General features: G+C 39.5%; 15 protein-coding genes. 9 read left to right on the top strand and 6 right to left on the bottom strand.

What is annotated here, in order from left to right; all coding sequences use genetic code 11:
* Window positions 1-223: 223 nt before the first annotated feature.
* Genes BQ5321_RS08090 through BQ5321_RS08080 form a run of 3 tightly spaced genes read right to left on the bottom strand, consistent with a single transcriptional unit; the run spans window position 224 to window position 1960 of the window.
* On the bottom strand, window positions 224-1360 hold the full coding sequence (locus BQ5321_RS08090; protein ID WP_071394015.1) for a zinc-dependent alcohol dehydrogenase: 1137 nt from the start codon (window positions 1358-1360) through the stop codon (window positions 224-226).
* Between the two features lie 15 nt (window positions 1361-1375).
* Window positions 1376-1735, bottom strand: a complete 360-nt coding sequence (locus tag BQ5321_RS08085; protein ID WP_071394014.1) for a spore coat protein — start codon at window positions 1733-1735, stop codon at window positions 1376-1378.
* Between the two features lie 15 nt (window positions 1736-1750).
* Entirely contained in the window at window positions 1751-1960 is a 210-nt protein-coding gene (locus BQ5321_RS08080) for a spore coat protein (RefSeq protein ID WP_071394013.1), read from the bottom strand.
* Between the two features lie 161 nt (window positions 1961-2121).
* On the opposite strand from BQ5321_RS08080, the gene BQ5321_RS08075 reads away from it, so the two are divergent.
* Both BQ5321_RS08075 and BQ5321_RS08070 read left to right on the top strand, forming a co-directional pair.
* Window positions 2122-2325: a hypothetical protein gene (locus BQ5321_RS08075; protein ID WP_071394012.1), complete on the top strand. Its 204-nt coding sequence runs from the start codon at window positions 2122-2124 to the stop codon at window positions 2323-2325.
* Window positions 2325-2624 (top strand): spore coat protein, encoded by a 300-nt coding sequence (locus BQ5321_RS08070; protein WP_071394011.1) that lies wholly within the window; start codon window positions 2325-2327, stop codon window positions 2622-2624. Before BQ5321_RS08075 ends, BQ5321_RS08070 begins: the two co-directional genes overlap by 1 nt.
* 32 nt (window positions 2625-2656) lie before the next feature.
* Here BQ5321_RS08070 and BQ5321_RS24205 read toward each other — a convergent pair whose 3' ends face one another.
* A complete protein-coding gene (locus tag BQ5321_RS24205) occupies window positions 2657-2827 on the bottom strand; it encodes a hypothetical protein (protein ID WP_159433405.1) in 171 nt (56 codons plus the stop codon).
* Between the two features lie 176 nt (window positions 2828-3003).
* Between BQ5321_RS24205 and BQ5321_RS08065 the strand changes: the two genes are divergently transcribed.
* The 7 genes from BQ5321_RS08065 to BQ5321_RS08035 all read left to right on the top strand — a co-directional run bounded on the left by BQ5321_RS08065 (window position 3004) and on the right by BQ5321_RS08035 (window position 10859).
* On the top strand, window positions 3004-3702 hold the full coding sequence (locus BQ5321_RS08065; RefSeq protein WP_071394010.1) for a response regulator transcription factor: 699 nt from the start codon (window positions 3004-3006) through the stop codon (window positions 3700-3702).
* On the top strand, window positions 3692-4696 hold the full coding sequence (locus tag BQ5321_RS08060) for a sensor histidine kinase (RefSeq protein ID WP_071394009.1): 1005 nt from the start codon (window positions 3692-3694) through the stop codon (window positions 4694-4696). The genes BQ5321_RS08065 and BQ5321_RS08060 overlap by 11 nt, the downstream gene beginning before the upstream one ends.
* A 101-nt stretch (window positions 4697-4797) precedes the next feature.
* On the top strand, window positions 4798-5559 hold the full coding sequence (locus tag BQ5321_RS08055) for an ABC transporter ATP-binding protein (protein WP_071394008.1): 762 nt from the start codon (window positions 4798-4800) through the stop codon (window positions 5557-5559).
* Window positions 5549-7498 (top strand): ABC transporter permease, encoded by a 1950-nt coding sequence (locus tag BQ5321_RS08050; RefSeq protein WP_071394007.1) that lies wholly within the window; start codon window positions 5549-5551, stop codon window positions 7496-7498. Before BQ5321_RS08055 ends, BQ5321_RS08050 begins: the two co-directional genes overlap by 11 nt.
* Before the next feature lie 331 nt (window positions 7499-7829).
* Window positions 7830-8291, top strand: coding sequence for a tripartite tricarboxylate transporter TctB family protein (locus BQ5321_RS08045; RefSeq protein ID WP_071394006.1), 462 nt, complete (start codon window positions 7830-7832; stop codon window positions 8289-8291).
* A gap of 13 nt (window positions 8292-8304) precedes the next feature.
* Entirely contained in the window at window positions 8305-9819 is a 1515-nt protein-coding gene (locus tag BQ5321_RS08040) for a tripartite tricarboxylate transporter permease (protein ID WP_071394005.1), read from the top strand.
* Window positions 9820-9848: 29 nt separating this feature from the next.
* A complete protein-coding gene (locus tag BQ5321_RS08035) occupies window positions 9849-10859 on the top strand; it encodes a tripartite tricarboxylate transporter substrate binding protein (RefSeq protein WP_071394004.1) in 1011 nt (336 codons plus the stop codon).
* Window positions 10860-10903: 44 nt separating this feature from the next.
* On the opposite strand, the gene BQ5321_RS08030 is transcribed toward BQ5321_RS08035, so the two are convergent.
* Together BQ5321_RS08030 and cysI are read right to left on the bottom strand one after the other, a co-directional pair.
* Window positions 10904-11812: a sulfite exporter TauE/SafE family protein gene (locus BQ5321_RS08030; RefSeq protein WP_071394003.1), complete on the bottom strand. Its 909-nt coding sequence runs from the start codon at window positions 11810-11812 to the stop codon at window positions 10904-10906.
* 374 nt (window positions 11813-12186) lie between these two features.
* Window positions 12187-13902, bottom strand: a complete 1716-nt coding sequence (cysI, locus tag BQ5321_RS08025; RefSeq protein WP_071394002.1) for an assimilatory sulfite reductase (NADPH) hemoprotein subunit — start codon at window positions 13900-13902, stop codon at window positions 12187-12189.
* Between the last annotated feature and the right edge of the window lie 7 nt (window positions 13903-13909).

Here is a 13909-nt window from a genome sequence, read left to right as displayed (position 1 = left end):
CAAGTTCCTGAGATAACAAGCCCGTATTGTCCGATAGAAGTACTCTAAAGACCAAGTTCCTGAGATAACAAGCCCGTATTGTCCGATAGAAGCTCTCTAATGACCAGGTTCTTGGGATAACAAGCTCGAATTGTCCGATAGAAGTACTCTAAAGGCCAAGTTCCAACGCGAAGCAGCCGGAATTGTCCGATAGAGATGTAGAGTTTTCGGATAAAAAAATAAATTAAGGCTTCAACACCACTTTTATGCAATCATCAGTTTTTGTATCAAACACCTCATAGCCATGCTTTGCTTGTTCTAATGGAAGTACATGGGTAATGATGTCCCCCATATCCACTTTCCCTTCATTAGCCAATTGATATAGATATGGCATATAAGGAATGACGGGTGCTTGTCCTGTCTTTACTATAACATTGCGTTGGAAAATATCCCCTAATGGGAAGGCATTATAGCGACCGCCGTAAGCTCCGGTTACTTGAATCGTTCCACCCTTTCGTACAGCCTGAGTAGCCATCACAAGAGCACTCATTGCCCCTCCATGAAGCTTTAATCCTGTTGCTAAAAATTCAAGCGGGGTAAACTTCCCATCCATTCCAACAGCATCAATAACAATGTCTGCCCCACCCTTCGTCAATTCTTTTATATATTCCCCCGTATTGTCATGCTGTTCGAAATTAATCGTTTCAACATTATTCGTCCGTTTTGCATGCTGTAAGCGGTAATCAATATAATCAACGGCAATCACTCTCTCTGCCCCCTTCAGCCAGGCAAACTTTTGAGCTAACAGCCCTATCGGCCCGCATCCAAGAATAACCACCGTATCACCCGCTTTTACACCTGCATGGTCAACACTCCAGTAAGCAGTTGACGCAGCATCCGCAATCAACACAAGCTTTTCATCTTCAACCGTACAATCTTCTGGAATTTTAAATGGTGTAAAATTCCCATAAGGGACATGTAAGTATTCTGCCTGCCCGCCGGCAATTCCCCCTGTCAGCTCTGAGTAGCCAAAAAACCCTCCCATTTCTCCGTGTGGATTAGAATTGTCGCATTGGCTCGTCAGGTCATGATTACAATACCAGCAGTGTCCACAGGCTGCCTGGAAAGGTATGATCACTCGATCCCCCTTCTTTACTTTGGTCACCTCAGGACCCACCTCCTCAACAATGCCAAGCGGCTCGTGACCAATCACATAATCGGTTGGAAAGTTTGGTATCATCCCATGAATTAAATGTAAATCGGATCCGCAAATAGCCGAAGTCGTTATTTTAACGATAATATCGTCGGGATTTTTAATTGCTGGATCCTTTACCTCTTTTACTTCAATATTTTTAATACCTTGGTATGTAACAGCTTTCATAAAATCGTCGCTCCTTTATTTATTCGGTGTGGCGAACATTCCCTGACGATCGGTATCCAGCGGAAATAAATTCAATTGTGCAATTTGCACTGCGGTTTCAGCCGACTTTAAATCCACCTTAAATTGTTCATCAAAGTGATGAGGATTCAGCCAGCCTTTTTTAATCATTAGTTCTGAAATTTCACCGTGTAAATCAATCGCCGCCTCTAGCTGCTTGGTAAGCACTTTTCTTAGCTCCGGGCTTGCGGTCTCAGTCAAAGCAAATCCATAATTACGAATGCCGTTTTTTACTGATAAAAGAAAATCCATAGCAAAAGCAGAATCAGCTAAGTTCGGCATCCCTTCTGCATTTCTTGGATCTAAATAATCTTGCATCTCTTCACCCCCAAGTTAATGTAAAATTTCATTTTGTTTATAATAACTAATCAATTCATTTATATCTTTTTTTGATTGTTGAACATCCTTCTCCATTAACGCCTTCAGGTCATTATCGAAGCACATCCCCTGCATTAATTTCGACTTAAGCAGGCAGACTGTTTTGAAATTTAAAATTTCATGTGCCTCCAATGTTTCATGCAGCGCAAGTGTTTCCTTTTCCATGACAGCACCTCCAGTTTTGTAATAGTCATATTTATTTTCTCCTAGAAGGCTGTCCTTATCCTATTATAAAAAAAAGCTATTTCATGAATATAATTCAAATGAATAATCAAATGAAGACATTGAAAATATAAGAATGCCAATAATCTTAATGGAGTGAGAAGATGACAAAATATCTAGGCCTGCATGAGACAATTGATGTCCATGAATTGTTAACCTTTAAAAACCTTTGTTTAACTAAATCAGTAACCATGAGCAAGCTAGCACAAGATGAAGAACTAAAATCAATTCTTGAGAATGACGCAAAATCTGGGACTGCTCATATCGAGCAGCTGAAGAATTTTCTAACAAACCGGGAGGCTCAATGATGAACCAGCTTATACAAAATATTATAGGAATGGGCGGATTGACCGACCAAGTTATCGCAACTGACTTTTTGATTTCTGCAAAGGCTGGAGTTAGGAATTATACAGTTGCCATTACAGAGGCTGCTACACCGGAGCTACGCGAGACATTACGAGCTCAGCTGCGTATGGCTATCGACACTCATGAGAAAATAACCAACTACATGATTGCAAAGGGCTATTATTATCCACATGATTTGGGTGAACAGCTGCAGGAGGATTTATCTGTCTCTAATACCGCTCTAAATCTTGCTCAGCAATAAAGATGCTAAAACGAAAAGGAGTGAATCAATGTTCACTCCTTTTCGTTTTCCTCATCAATAAAATTTTCATAAAAATAAGGATTTTCCGTTGTTGCAAAATTGACAGATTGAAGACTCATTTCTATATCAATGCCATACAGGTCCTTTTCCTGTTTAGTGTCATCTATTGGTTGTATTTCTAGATCTAATTGTTTTTGTACCATCTTTTTCTCCTTTCTATCCCATATCTATAGTATCCCACCTCACTCTTCATTTATCATATATCCCAACTCTTCGTAATAGCGCACAACCGATTTTTGCTTTACAATTATGGTAAATCAAGGCTTTCGTTATCAGTGGTACATGGCCTGACAATTATGTTTTTTGTGTGGTGAATATTATGTTTACATTACTTTTAATCGAAGATGATACAACTCTGTTTCAAGAAATCAAAGATCGCTTAACGAGCTGGTCTTATGATGTATACGGGATAAAAGATTTCAGTCAAGTGATGCAGGAATTCACAATAATTAATCCTGATTTGGTTATTATTGATATTCAACTGCCTAAATTTGATGGATTTCATTGGTGTCGTATGATTCGTTCTCATTCTAATGTCCCGATTCTATTTTTATCATCACGAGATCATCCGACAGACATGGTTATGTCTATGCAATTAGGTGCAGATGATTTTATTCAAAAACCTTTTCACTTTGATGTACTCATAGCCAAAATCCAAGCGATACTGCGTCGTGTCTATAACTATAGTACCGAAAAGGCTGTACTTAAAACCTGGTGTGAAGCAACTATCGATTATGAAAAAAACACGGTAACCAACCTGATTGACACTGTTGAATTGACCAAAAATGAAATGTTTATTTTAAAACTACTTGTTGAACAGAAGAACAGGATTGTAAGCAGGGAAGACTTAATGAAACGACTATGGGATGATGAAAGGTTTGTTAGCGATAATACATTAACGGTGAATGTAAATCGATTGCGGAAAAAGCTTGATAGCATTCAATTAGGACAATATATTGAAACAAAGGTTGGACAAGGATACATGGCGAGGGAAGAGACCGATTCCTATGATTCATAAATATGTTAAGGAAAGGCTAAGTTGGATTTTATTTTTTATTTTTCTCCAGCTATTAATAATTATCGTGGCTTATCTTGATGCAGCCATTCCAATGAAGCCCATCCTCTATATTGTCTTTTTATCGCTGATACTCTTTTTCTTTTTCTTGATTATTCGCTACCATAAGGAAACCAAATTTTATCATTGCCTTGAGAAATGGGATAATGATTTAGATATTAGTGTTTTAGCAACTGCAGACTCTCCCTTTGAAACCATTGTTGAAGATAAATTGAACGAACAAACCGAAGTGTTAAAAAGGGATATGGCTAAAAACAGATTGACAATGGAGCAGGAAAAAGATGATCTGTTGGCATGGATTCATGAAGTGAAAACCCCGTTGACAGCCATGAGTTTAATGATTGACCGGATGGCTGATTCTAATATCAAAGCGCCCTTAACCTATGAATGGCTAAGGATCCACCTACTTCTTGACCAGCAGCTTCATCAAAAGCGGATTCCTTTCATGGAGAACGACCTTTACATAGAAGCGACAAATCTTCAAGGGTTAATTTTCAAGGAAATCAAAACCATACAATCATGGTGCATCCAAAAAGGAATTGGATTTGAGGTTAATTTGGAAATATCTGAAGTGCTAACAGACGCCAAATGGCTTTCCTTTATTATCCGACAGTTGCTAACAAATGCTGTAAAATACAGTGATTCTTCTGATATTGTAATCAGAAGCGATGTCGAGAAAGGACATGTGAAGCTTCAAGTTCAGGATTCAGGTCGTGGAATTGAAGCAAAGGACCTCTCGCGCATCTTTGAAAAGGGGTTTACGTCCACTACTAAGCATCAAGACAGTGCTGCAACCGGTATGGGACTATATTTAGCCAAAAAAGCAGCTGAAGCCTTATCCATTCATATGGCGGTTGAATCGAAGCCAGGCTTAGGTACTTCCTTTACTTTAACGTTCCCCAACCGGAATGAGTTCGTTAAAATTACAGGCATGTGACAAAAATGTCACATGCTTTTGTTGTTTGTTCGGTAAATGAAGGGAAAACCGCCTCAGCACTTTTTATAATAGTAGTAACGAATAAAGGAGTGTGGAAGAAAATGAACATTTTAGAAGCAAATAAAATTCATAAAAGCTATGGCAATAAGTTTAATAAACAGGAAGTCTTAATGGGAATTGACCTTAGCATTGAAAAAGGGGAATTTGTCAGTATTATGGGAGCCTCCGGGTCAGGGAAAACGACTCTCTTGAACGTTCTTTCTTCCATTGATCAAGTAAGCAACGGGACCATTTTTATAGAAGGTAAAGAAATGACCGCCATGAAAGAAAAACAACTAGCAGAGTTTCGTAAGCATTATCTAGGTTTTATTTTTCAAGACTATAACCTGCTGGATACTCTTACAGTTCAAGAAAATATTCTACTGCCGTTATCAATTACAAAAACTCCGAAAAGAGCAGCAGAAGAAAAATTCAAAGAAGTGGCAACAAATCTGGGTATCTATGAATTAAGGGACAAATATCCTAATGAAATATCCGGTGGTCAAAAGCAGCGAACCTCTGCAGCTAGGGCCTTTATTCATGAACCAAGCATCATATTTGCTGACGAACCGACTGGCGCCCTTGACTCGAAATCTGCTTCGGATTTATTGAATAAGCTAAGTGATTTAAATCAAAAAAGAAGTGCAACGATTTTAATGGTTACCCACGACCCCGTTGCAGCAAGCTACTGCAGTCGAGTGATTTTTATAAAGGATGGTAGAATCTACACACAATTAAATAAAGGGGAGCAATCAAGGCAAATCTTCTTTCAGGATATTATGAAAACACAGGCTGTATTAGGAGGTGTGTCTAATGAACATTAACCAGCTCATACTAAGCAGCCTGAAAAAAAATTTAAAAAGCTACTATTTGTATGTGTTTGCGCTTATCTTTACAGTTGCCCTTTACTTTGCCTTTGTCACCCTGCAATATGACCCGGCAATGGATGAAACAAAGGGATCGATTAAAGGCGCCGCATCGATTCGAGCTGCTTCTATCCTGCTTGTCACTATTGTTTCGGTTTTTCTTCTCTATGCTAATCATATTTTCATTAAACGGCGCAGTAAGGAAATCGGACTGTTTCAGCTTGTCGGAATGACAAAGGGAAAGATTCTCCAAATCCTGACGGTGGAGAACTTTATTCTCTATTTTAGCTCCACACTGATTGGAATCTTTATCGGGTTCTCTGTTTCGAAACTAATCATGATGATTTTATTTAAAATAACGAAGGTAGACGCTATTGCAACATTAAACTTCTCATCAGAGGCTTTCATTCAGACTATTGTAGTCTTTTGTATCATTTATCTTTTCATTATCCTAATGAATTGGTTCTTTATAAAAAAACAGAGTATCCTTTCTCTTTTTCGTGTTAAATCCTCAACAGAGGAGAAAGTAAAGAAAGTTTCCTTCTTCGAAATGTTATACGGAATGGCCGGGATCCTTCTGATTGTATCAGGCTATTATGTTTCCTCCAAATTATTTGGTGGGCACTTTACGACAATGAATGAACTGTTCATGGCCATGGTATTTATCCTTGCAGCTGTTATTATGGGAACCTATCTGTTTTACAAAGGATCCGTCCGGTTTCTCTTTTACCTGATCCGGAAAAAGAAAGGTGGCTACTTGAACATTAACGAGGTACTTTCCCTCTCCACCATCATGTTTCGTATGAAGTCGAATGCTTTATTATTAACGATTATTACGACAGTATCGGCATTGGCTGTTGGTTTACTTTCTTTAAGCTATATATCCTATTATTCAGCTGAAGAATCAGCGGCAGACAACGTAGCTGGGGATTTCGCTTTTACTACTGTGGAGGATGCAGACAAGTTTAAGACAGAATTAAGTATGAATGAAATTGATTACAAGGAAAGAAAAATTGACGTACTCCAGGCAAATGCCAATTTAGAGGAAATTTTGGAAATTAATATGGAAGAATCAGCATTAAATAGTAATCCGAAGAAAATGCCTGTTCCAGTAATTAGTGACAAAGCTGTCCAACATATCGATTTAGCAAAAGAGGAAGTTCTTTTCACTGGCTATAGCGATACATTAGCGAGGTTTATGTCATTTAAAGACTCCGGGAGGCTTGAACTAGTGGGCAAACAGAAAACGATTCCACTTGACTTCCAAGGATTAAGAAAAGATTATGTTATATCCTATAACTATACAGCTGGCGGTATTCCAACTGTCATTGTGGACGATTCTGTTTTTCAGACGTTAAAATCCGAAATCGACCCCGCCCTCCAGTCGGAATTCTCCCTTTTCATCGGTATTGATATCACTAATGGAGATAAAACAGAGGAAGCGACGGAGCTATTTACGAACCTATTCAATGAAGAAACGGAAAATTTAGCTCGAATTCAAATGAGTGATAACCAGAAACAATTATTTGGTCTCATTATGTTCATCGTCGGGTTTTTAGGTTTAACGTTTCTCATTACGTCAGGCTGTATCCTCTATTTTAAACAAATGGATGAGAGTGAGGATGAAAAGCCAAACTATACCATTTTGAGAAAGCTTGGATTCACTCAAGGAGATTTGGTTATAGGAATCCAGGCGAAACAAATTTTTAATTTCGGTATTCCGTTACTAATTGGCCTCCTGCATGGATATTTTGCCGTCCAGTCTGGCTGGTTTCTATTTGGTACAGAGGTCTGGGCACCGATGATTATTGTGATGGTTCTCTATACTGCTTTGTATTCTATCTTTGCAATTCTATCGGTTATCTATTACAAAAAGGTTATTAAAGAGGCATTATAATATAGGCACGCCAACACCTCTAGTCAAACATGGCTGGAGGTGTTGGTGTATTTAATTCTTCTTTTGCATGCGTAGCAGACCCTTCCCTTTTATGAACTTAATGTAAATGAATCATGATTTAATGATTCAGTGCATATAGTTAATTATTCTAATGGTTGACCATACTTTCACCATTACTTAAACGATTGGTAGCTTTAGACCTTGTAACGTTTGATAATCAAGCGCACAAGGTTGTTTTTGTCTACAGGGTGGGCAAAGTAGCGGTCACCAAAGTGCCATTCTTCAAAAAAGCCAATGAAAGAATGAATACAATGTATAAAGGGGGCAACCCATGACATCCAAGCTGCTATCAGAGAAAAAAGTTGGCGGAATAACAGCCATTTTAGTTGGTGGTGTATCATTTTATGAAGCTATAAAGCTATATCCTCTAAGCAAAAACCTATTAACAGGTGACCATGCCTTCCCTGGTTTAATTGGCATTCTTCTCATGCTATTTGGATTGGGTGTGTCAGTTGACAGAAATATAGAATCAACCAATACTAGGCTTCCAACCGGTAAAGAGCGTCTTCATTTATTACTTACCATTTCAATTCTGCTTATCTATTGTTTTTTAATAAGCCTAGTTGGATATGTCGTTAGTACTTGGGTTGTTTCCATCGCTTTAATTAAAATGATTGGAAACTATCGCTGGCTATACTCTGCTCTATTCGGAACAGCCACCACGATTGTTTTATATTACCTATTTATTGTCCTGCTAAAAATTCCATTCCCAACAGGATATTTTTCATTCTAAGGAGGGATTTCCGATGGATTCAATCATGTTCCTTCTCAACGGATTTAGTGAAGTCATCACTCCTTCTAACCTTTTCATTGTCCTCGCGGGATCAGTCTTGGGAACCCTAGTCGGTGTACTTCCTGGATTAGGACCGACTTCAGCTATCGCCATCCTTTTACCTGTTACAACCATTCTTAACCCGACGCAGGGGTTAATGATGATGGCCGGAATTTATTATGGTTCCATGTATGGCGGGTCTACGACTGCGATACTGATGAATATACCTGGTGAATCATCCTCAGTACCTACAACATTAGATGGCTATCCGCTTGCCAAAAAAGGAAAAGCCGGGACTGCTCTAGGTATAGCAGCAATTGGTTCTTTTCTAGCTGGTATTATTGGATTAATTGGACTCGTCTTATTTGCTCCTATATTAGCTGATCAAGCCCTAAAATTTGGGCCGCCTGAATATTTCACACTTATGCTAATTGCCTTATTGATTCTATTTAATCTAACAGGCTTTTCCTTTCGAAAATCGGTTATTATGGGATTATTAGGCTTTTTAGTATCTTTAGTGGGAATAGGAATTACTACAGGGTCGCCCCGCTTTGACTTTGGCTCTACGTTACTAATTGGTGGTTTTGAGATGATTAGCATCATTATCGGGCTGTTTGCCATCGCAGAGGTTCTAAGAGGGCTGGAGGAAAATCATGCAGTCAAAAAACATGTCAAAATAAAGAGTGTCTACCCGGGCAAACAGGACTTAAAGCAGAGCCTACCCGCAATTTTCAGAGGAAGCCTACTAGGCTTTTTCCTTGGGATTCTGCCCGGTGTCTCCGCAACCATTACTTCCTTCCTTTCTTATGATCTAGAAAAGAAAGTATCCAAACATCCTGAGAAATTTGGCAACGGGGCAATCGAAGGAGTTGCAGGACCAGAGTCAGCTAACAATGCAACAAGCTCCGGAGGATTTATTCCATTGTTAGCATTGGGAATACCTGCATCACCCCCACTCGCTGTTTTATTAGCTGCACTTATGATATATGGCTTATCTCCCGGACCTGTTCTCTTTGAACAGAACAATCAGATAGTTTGGACCATCATTGCCAGTATGTTTATTGGAAATGCCATCCTGCTGCTCCTCAATCTTCCCTTAGTGGGCTTATGGGCAAAGCTCACAGAGGTGCCCTTTGGCATTTTAGCGCCTATTATTCTCTTAATCAGTATCCTAGGGTCTTTTTCGATACGAAATAGTATGTTTGATGTGTTAGTAGCTATAATGTTCGGAATCCTTGGCTATATCTTTCAAAAATATCGCTGGCCGATTATTCCCTTTATTCTTTGCCTCGTATTAGGTCCAAAAATTGAAAGGTATTTTATCCAATCGTTAGAAATGTCTTCAGGCAGTTTATTCATTTTTGTTCAACGGCCCATCTCACTAACGATCTTAGTGCTTGCTGTTATTGCATTCATTATTTCAATCATTCTCATGAAGAGAACCAAGAAAAGAATTCTTCAAGAGACCGGCGAACAGATGGAGTTTTAATTAACTTAACATCACTGGAGGGTTCTATAATGAAGCAAAAGTTATCTGTATTTTTCACTTTTTTACTTATGGCAGGTCTGATTATTGCCGGGTGTTCATCCCAATCCGATCAAGATCAAGACACCAAAGCGCTAAATTATCCAACAAGGCAGATTGAACTTGTTGTTCCATTTGCCGCTGGCGGAGGTGTTGATTTAGCAGCACGTACGGTAGCAGATTATTTAAGTAAGGAGTGGGGACAGCCGATTGTTGTAACAAATAAAACCGGCGGCGGTGGAATCATAGGTGCGCAGTATGCGTTAAAGGAATCAAAGCCAGATGGCTACACCGTGCTTGTTAATAACAATTCTTCTACCACCCTGCATGAAGCAGGGACAGCAAAGCCTACCTTAACCATTGATGATAATCAGTTCATTTCCCGTATCGCTACAGGTTCCATGGCTTATGCAGTAAAAGCAGATGCCGAGTGGAATAACTTTGAGGAGTTTTCTGAGTGGGTAAAGACAAATCCTGAAAAACTAACATGGGCAAGTGTTGGTCCTGCTGGTATTTCTGCCTTTGCTGTTGCCCAGTGGCTTGATTCTATCGGTGTCGATTATCACACTACTAAAATGGTATCCTCTGAAGGAGCCTCTGACTCTGCTGCAAAGGTTGCCGGCGGTCATGTCGTATTAGGTGTACACACAGTTGGAGAGTTTGCACCACTTGTGGACTCAGGAAAACTCAAAATACTTGCTATTCAATCACCAGAAAGAAACCCACTCTACCCAGATGTTCTAACAACAGATGAGCAGGGCTTTGATGGATTAACCGTAAAATGGTGGACCGGTCTTTCTTTTGCGCCTGGAACACCTACTGAGATTGTGAAAAAGTGGGATGAGGCGATTGAGAAAATGGAAAATGACGAGGAATTTTTAAAGCAGCTGGAAAAAGTAAAGCTAGAACCCGGTTATTTAAACTCTGCTGACTTCACCGCTGATGTACAGAAGGAAACAGATACTTTTAAAGAATTAGCCGAGGAAACAGGCATTCGCAAATAAAAAGTAAAGCACGATTCTTTATCTAAAGAATCGTGCTTCTTAGCTTAGTCGGCAATATTACCTGTTCTTTTCTGATTGACTAGTATCGAAGCTTTTCTTTTTGAAAGCTTCGTAATCGTAGCCAGAATAGCAGCTACCCAACCTACAAAAATGATGGTATAGATATAAGGATACAAGGATGCATTTTCAACCCATGTTGTAAGCAGAGTTCTAGAGTTGACAAAAATAATAAACCCACCAACCAACACACCCATTAATTGTGGGTGAACCTTCTGAACTAACCAGGCTGCAATAGGAGCTGCAATGACCCCTCCAATAATTAACGCCGTTACCCACAACCAATTTACCTGAGACCAGCCTAAGGAAATAAAGAAGCCAAGGGAAGCAGATACAGCAATCGCAAATTCACTTGTATCCACTGTACCAACGACCTTTCTTGCACTCATGCCATTTTTACTTAAAAGGACCGGTGTGGCAATCGGACCCCAGCCTCCACCTCCGGTTGCGTCCATGAAGCCGGCAATAAAACCAAGTGGAATGGCCTGCTTTCTTGTTAGTGATGATGAACTATTCTCAGCTGGTGGACGGTATTGGATAAGAAATCGAAACAAAACATAAATTCCCAGTAACAAGAGAAAAATAGAAACATAAGGCTTCGCTATATCTCCAGGAATGTTACTTAAAAACGTTGCTCCTAAAAAGGCTCCGATTGATCCAGGAATAATAAGTTTGAAGACCATTGCTTTATCCACATTTCCAAACTTTATATGGGACACTCCTGAAGCAGCCGTTGTTACTACTTCTGATAAATGAACTGAAGCTGATGCTACAGCAGGTGCAATACTAAAGGCTAATAATAAAGATGACGATGTTACGCCATATGCCATTCCTAAAGCACCGTCGATCAACTGGGCTAAAAAGCCAATAAAGGCAAACACAATTAACTTTTTCATTGTCAAATCCTCCTATTTTTCCCTTCATACCCTTATAAATAGAGGACCTTCGGTTGACCGATCAGCTTAAGTGCGGGTATTTTATATTTTCATATTAATATTTTAATTTATATTATTCTGACATGTCAACTAAGATTAGTAAGTTTATTTTCTAAAAAATAGCCCACCACCTTCTTTTCTACCCTTACTATTCTAAGTAGCCATCATACACCGATTGAAGCCGGAACGAATAGTAGTACCTCATTCTTCTACCTTCAAATTATGAGATTCCGAAGTATATGGTGATTTATTTAGCTTGTCCAAGTTAATTTTTTCTAATTAATGGTAAACAAAAAAAGAGACGGAAATACCCGTCTCACAGCAAGATTTTTCTATTAATCATGGAAATTAGTTCCGTCTGTTGTTGCGTTAATGATTCCAGCACGAATAACAAAATCACCGAAGTGCTCGCCATCCAACCGTTCCTTCGCATAACGAGGAAGCAGTTGACGAAGCTCGCTAAGTATCTCTTCTTCACCGATATTCTCACGGTACATTTTACTTAAACGACTGCCATCATGTGCAGCACCCAAATACATATTATATTTTCCAACCGCTTTTCCGATAAAGGCAATTTCACCAAGAGCTGGACGGGCACATCCATTTGGACAACCTGTCATACGGATATTAATTTCTTTATCCTGCAGTCCACTCTCATCGATAATTTCTTCGATTTTATCAAGAAGCGTTGGTAAATAACGCTCTGCCTCTGCCATCGCCAAACCGCAGGTTGGTAGGGCTACGCAGGCAATCGAGCTACGGCGCAGTGCTGAATAATGCTTGCCGTCTGTCAAACCATATTTCTCAACTAGCTCGTTAATTTTTTTCTTCTTTTGGCTTGGTACATTCGCAATAATAACATTTTGATTTCCGGTTAAATGAAAATCACCTGTATGAATTTTTGCAATTTCCCGCAAGCCTGTCTTTAATTGATATTCATCATAATCTGCCACACGTCCACCTTGGATAAATAATGTTAGGTTCCATTTACCGCCAACACCCTTTACCCATCCATAACGATCGCCATTATGATCAAATTGGAATGGTCTAGCTTCCTCTAAGCTCCAGCCAAGTCGGCTTTCCAATTCAGCCTTCACATTTTCTAGTCCCAGACGGTCAACCGTATATTTAAAACGGGCATTTTTTCGAACGGAACGATTACCATAATCACGTTGTATCGTAATCACTTTTTCCGCTACATCTTGAATTTTATCCGGTGTAACGAAACCAATAACCTTAGCAAGCTGAGGATAAGTCGCTTTATCCCCATGTGTCATTCCCATACCTCCACCGATTGCTACATTAAATCCAACAAGCTTGTTATCTTCAATAATAGCAATCAGACCTAAATCCTGAGAAAAGACATCTATATCATTTGTTGGTGGAACCGCAATCCCAATTTTAAATTTACGCGGCAGATAGGTTGGGCCATACATTGGTTCAACCTCTGTATCAGGAGTTCCAGCCACTTTTTCTTCATCAAGCCATACTTCATAGTAAGCTCTAGTACGAGGTAATAAATAATCGCTCAGTTGTTTTGACCATTCATACACTTCTCTATGATGCTCAGATTGATATGGATTGGCTGCACACATCACGTTACGGTTTACATCTCCGCATGCTGCAATCGTATCCATAAGGGCAGCATTAATTCCCTGAATCGTACTCTTCATATTCCATTTTAATATCCCATGCAATTGGAAGGTCATTCTCGTTGTCAGCTTTAACGTTCCGTTTGCATACTTATCGGCCAGCTCATCCATGATAAGCCACTGCTCCGATGTTGCGACTCCTCCTGGTAAGCGGACACGCAGCATGAATTGATACGCAGGCTCTAGCTTTTGTTTTTGACGCTCATTTCGCAGATCACGGTCATCCTGCAAATAGCTGCCGTGGTGCTTCATCAAGCGATTGTCGTCGTCAGGGATGCCGGCACTTAGACGGTCGAGCATCACTTCCTTCAGTGTACCGCGCAAATAATCACTTTTTATTTTTATCTCTTCAACATCACTAGGTGGTCCTTCCGGTGCTGTTAAAATGGTTTTTACCATGTTGAAA

Source organism: Bacillus tuaregi, assembly GCF_900104575.1.
Taxonomy (GTDB): domain Bacteria; phylum Bacillota; class Bacilli; order Bacillales; family Cytobacillaceae; genus Bacillus_BD; species Bacillus_BD tuaregi.
This window is presented reverse-complemented; position numbering and strand designations above follow the sequence as displayed.

Bases quoted from the DNA above. Each gene is read 5' to 3' on its own strand.
- BQ5321_RS08030 (WP_071394003.1), bottom strand. From the start codon at position 11,812: ATGAAAAAGTTAATTGTGTTTGCCTTTATTGGCTTTTTAGCCCAGTTG.
- BQ5321_RS08035 (WP_071394004.1), top strand. From the start codon at position 9,849: ATGAAGCAAAAGTTATCTGTATTTTTCACTTTTTTACTTATGGCAGGT.
- BQ5321_RS08085 (WP_071394014.1), bottom strand. From the start codon at position 1,735: ATGCAAGATTATTTAGATCCAAGAAATGCAGAAGGGATGCCGAACTTA.
- BQ5321_RS08090 (WP_071394015.1), bottom strand. From the start codon at position 1,360: ATGAAAGCTGTTACATACCAAGGTATTAAAAATATTGAAGTAAAAGAG.
- BQ5321_RS08075 (WP_071394012.1), top strand. From the start codon at position 2,122: ATGACAAAATATCTAGGCCTGCATGAGACAATTGATGTCCATGAATTG.
- BQ5321_RS08060 (WP_071394009.1), top strand. From the start codon at position 3,692: ATGATTCATAAATATGTTAAGGAAAGGCTAAGTTGGATTTTATTTTTT.
- BQ5321_RS08055 (WP_071394008.1), top strand. From the start codon at position 4,798: ATGAACATTTTAGAAGCAAATAAAATTCATAAAAGCTATGGCAATAAG.
- BQ5321_RS08045 (WP_071394006.1), top strand. From the start codon at position 7,830: ATGACATCCAAGCTGCTATCAGAGAAAAAAGTTGGCGGAATAACAGCC.
- BQ5321_RS08040 (WP_071394005.1), top strand. From the start codon at position 8,305: ATGGATTCAATCATGTTCCTTCTCAACGGATTTAGTGAAGTCATCACT.
- BQ5321_RS08050 (WP_071394007.1), top strand. From the start codon at position 5,549: ATGAACATTAACCAGCTCATACTAAGCAGCCTGAAAAAAAATTTAAAA.
- cysI (WP_071394002.1), bottom strand. From the start codon at position 13,902: ATGGTAAAAACCATTTTAACAGCACCGGAAGGACCACCTAGTGATGTT.
- BQ5321_RS08070 (WP_071394011.1), top strand. From the start codon at position 2,325: ATGAACCAGCTTATACAAAATATTATAGGAATGGGCGGATTGACCGAC.
- BQ5321_RS24205 (WP_159433405.1), bottom strand. From the start codon at position 2,827: ATGGTACAAAAACAATTAGATCTAGAAATACAACCAATAGATGACACT.
- BQ5321_RS08080 (WP_071394013.1), bottom strand. From the start codon at position 1,960: ATGGAAAAGGAAACACTTGCGCTGCATGAAACATTGGAGGCACATGAA.
- BQ5321_RS08065 (WP_071394010.1), top strand. From the start codon at position 3,004: ATGTTTACATTACTTTTAATCGAAGATGATACAACTCTGTTTCAAGAA.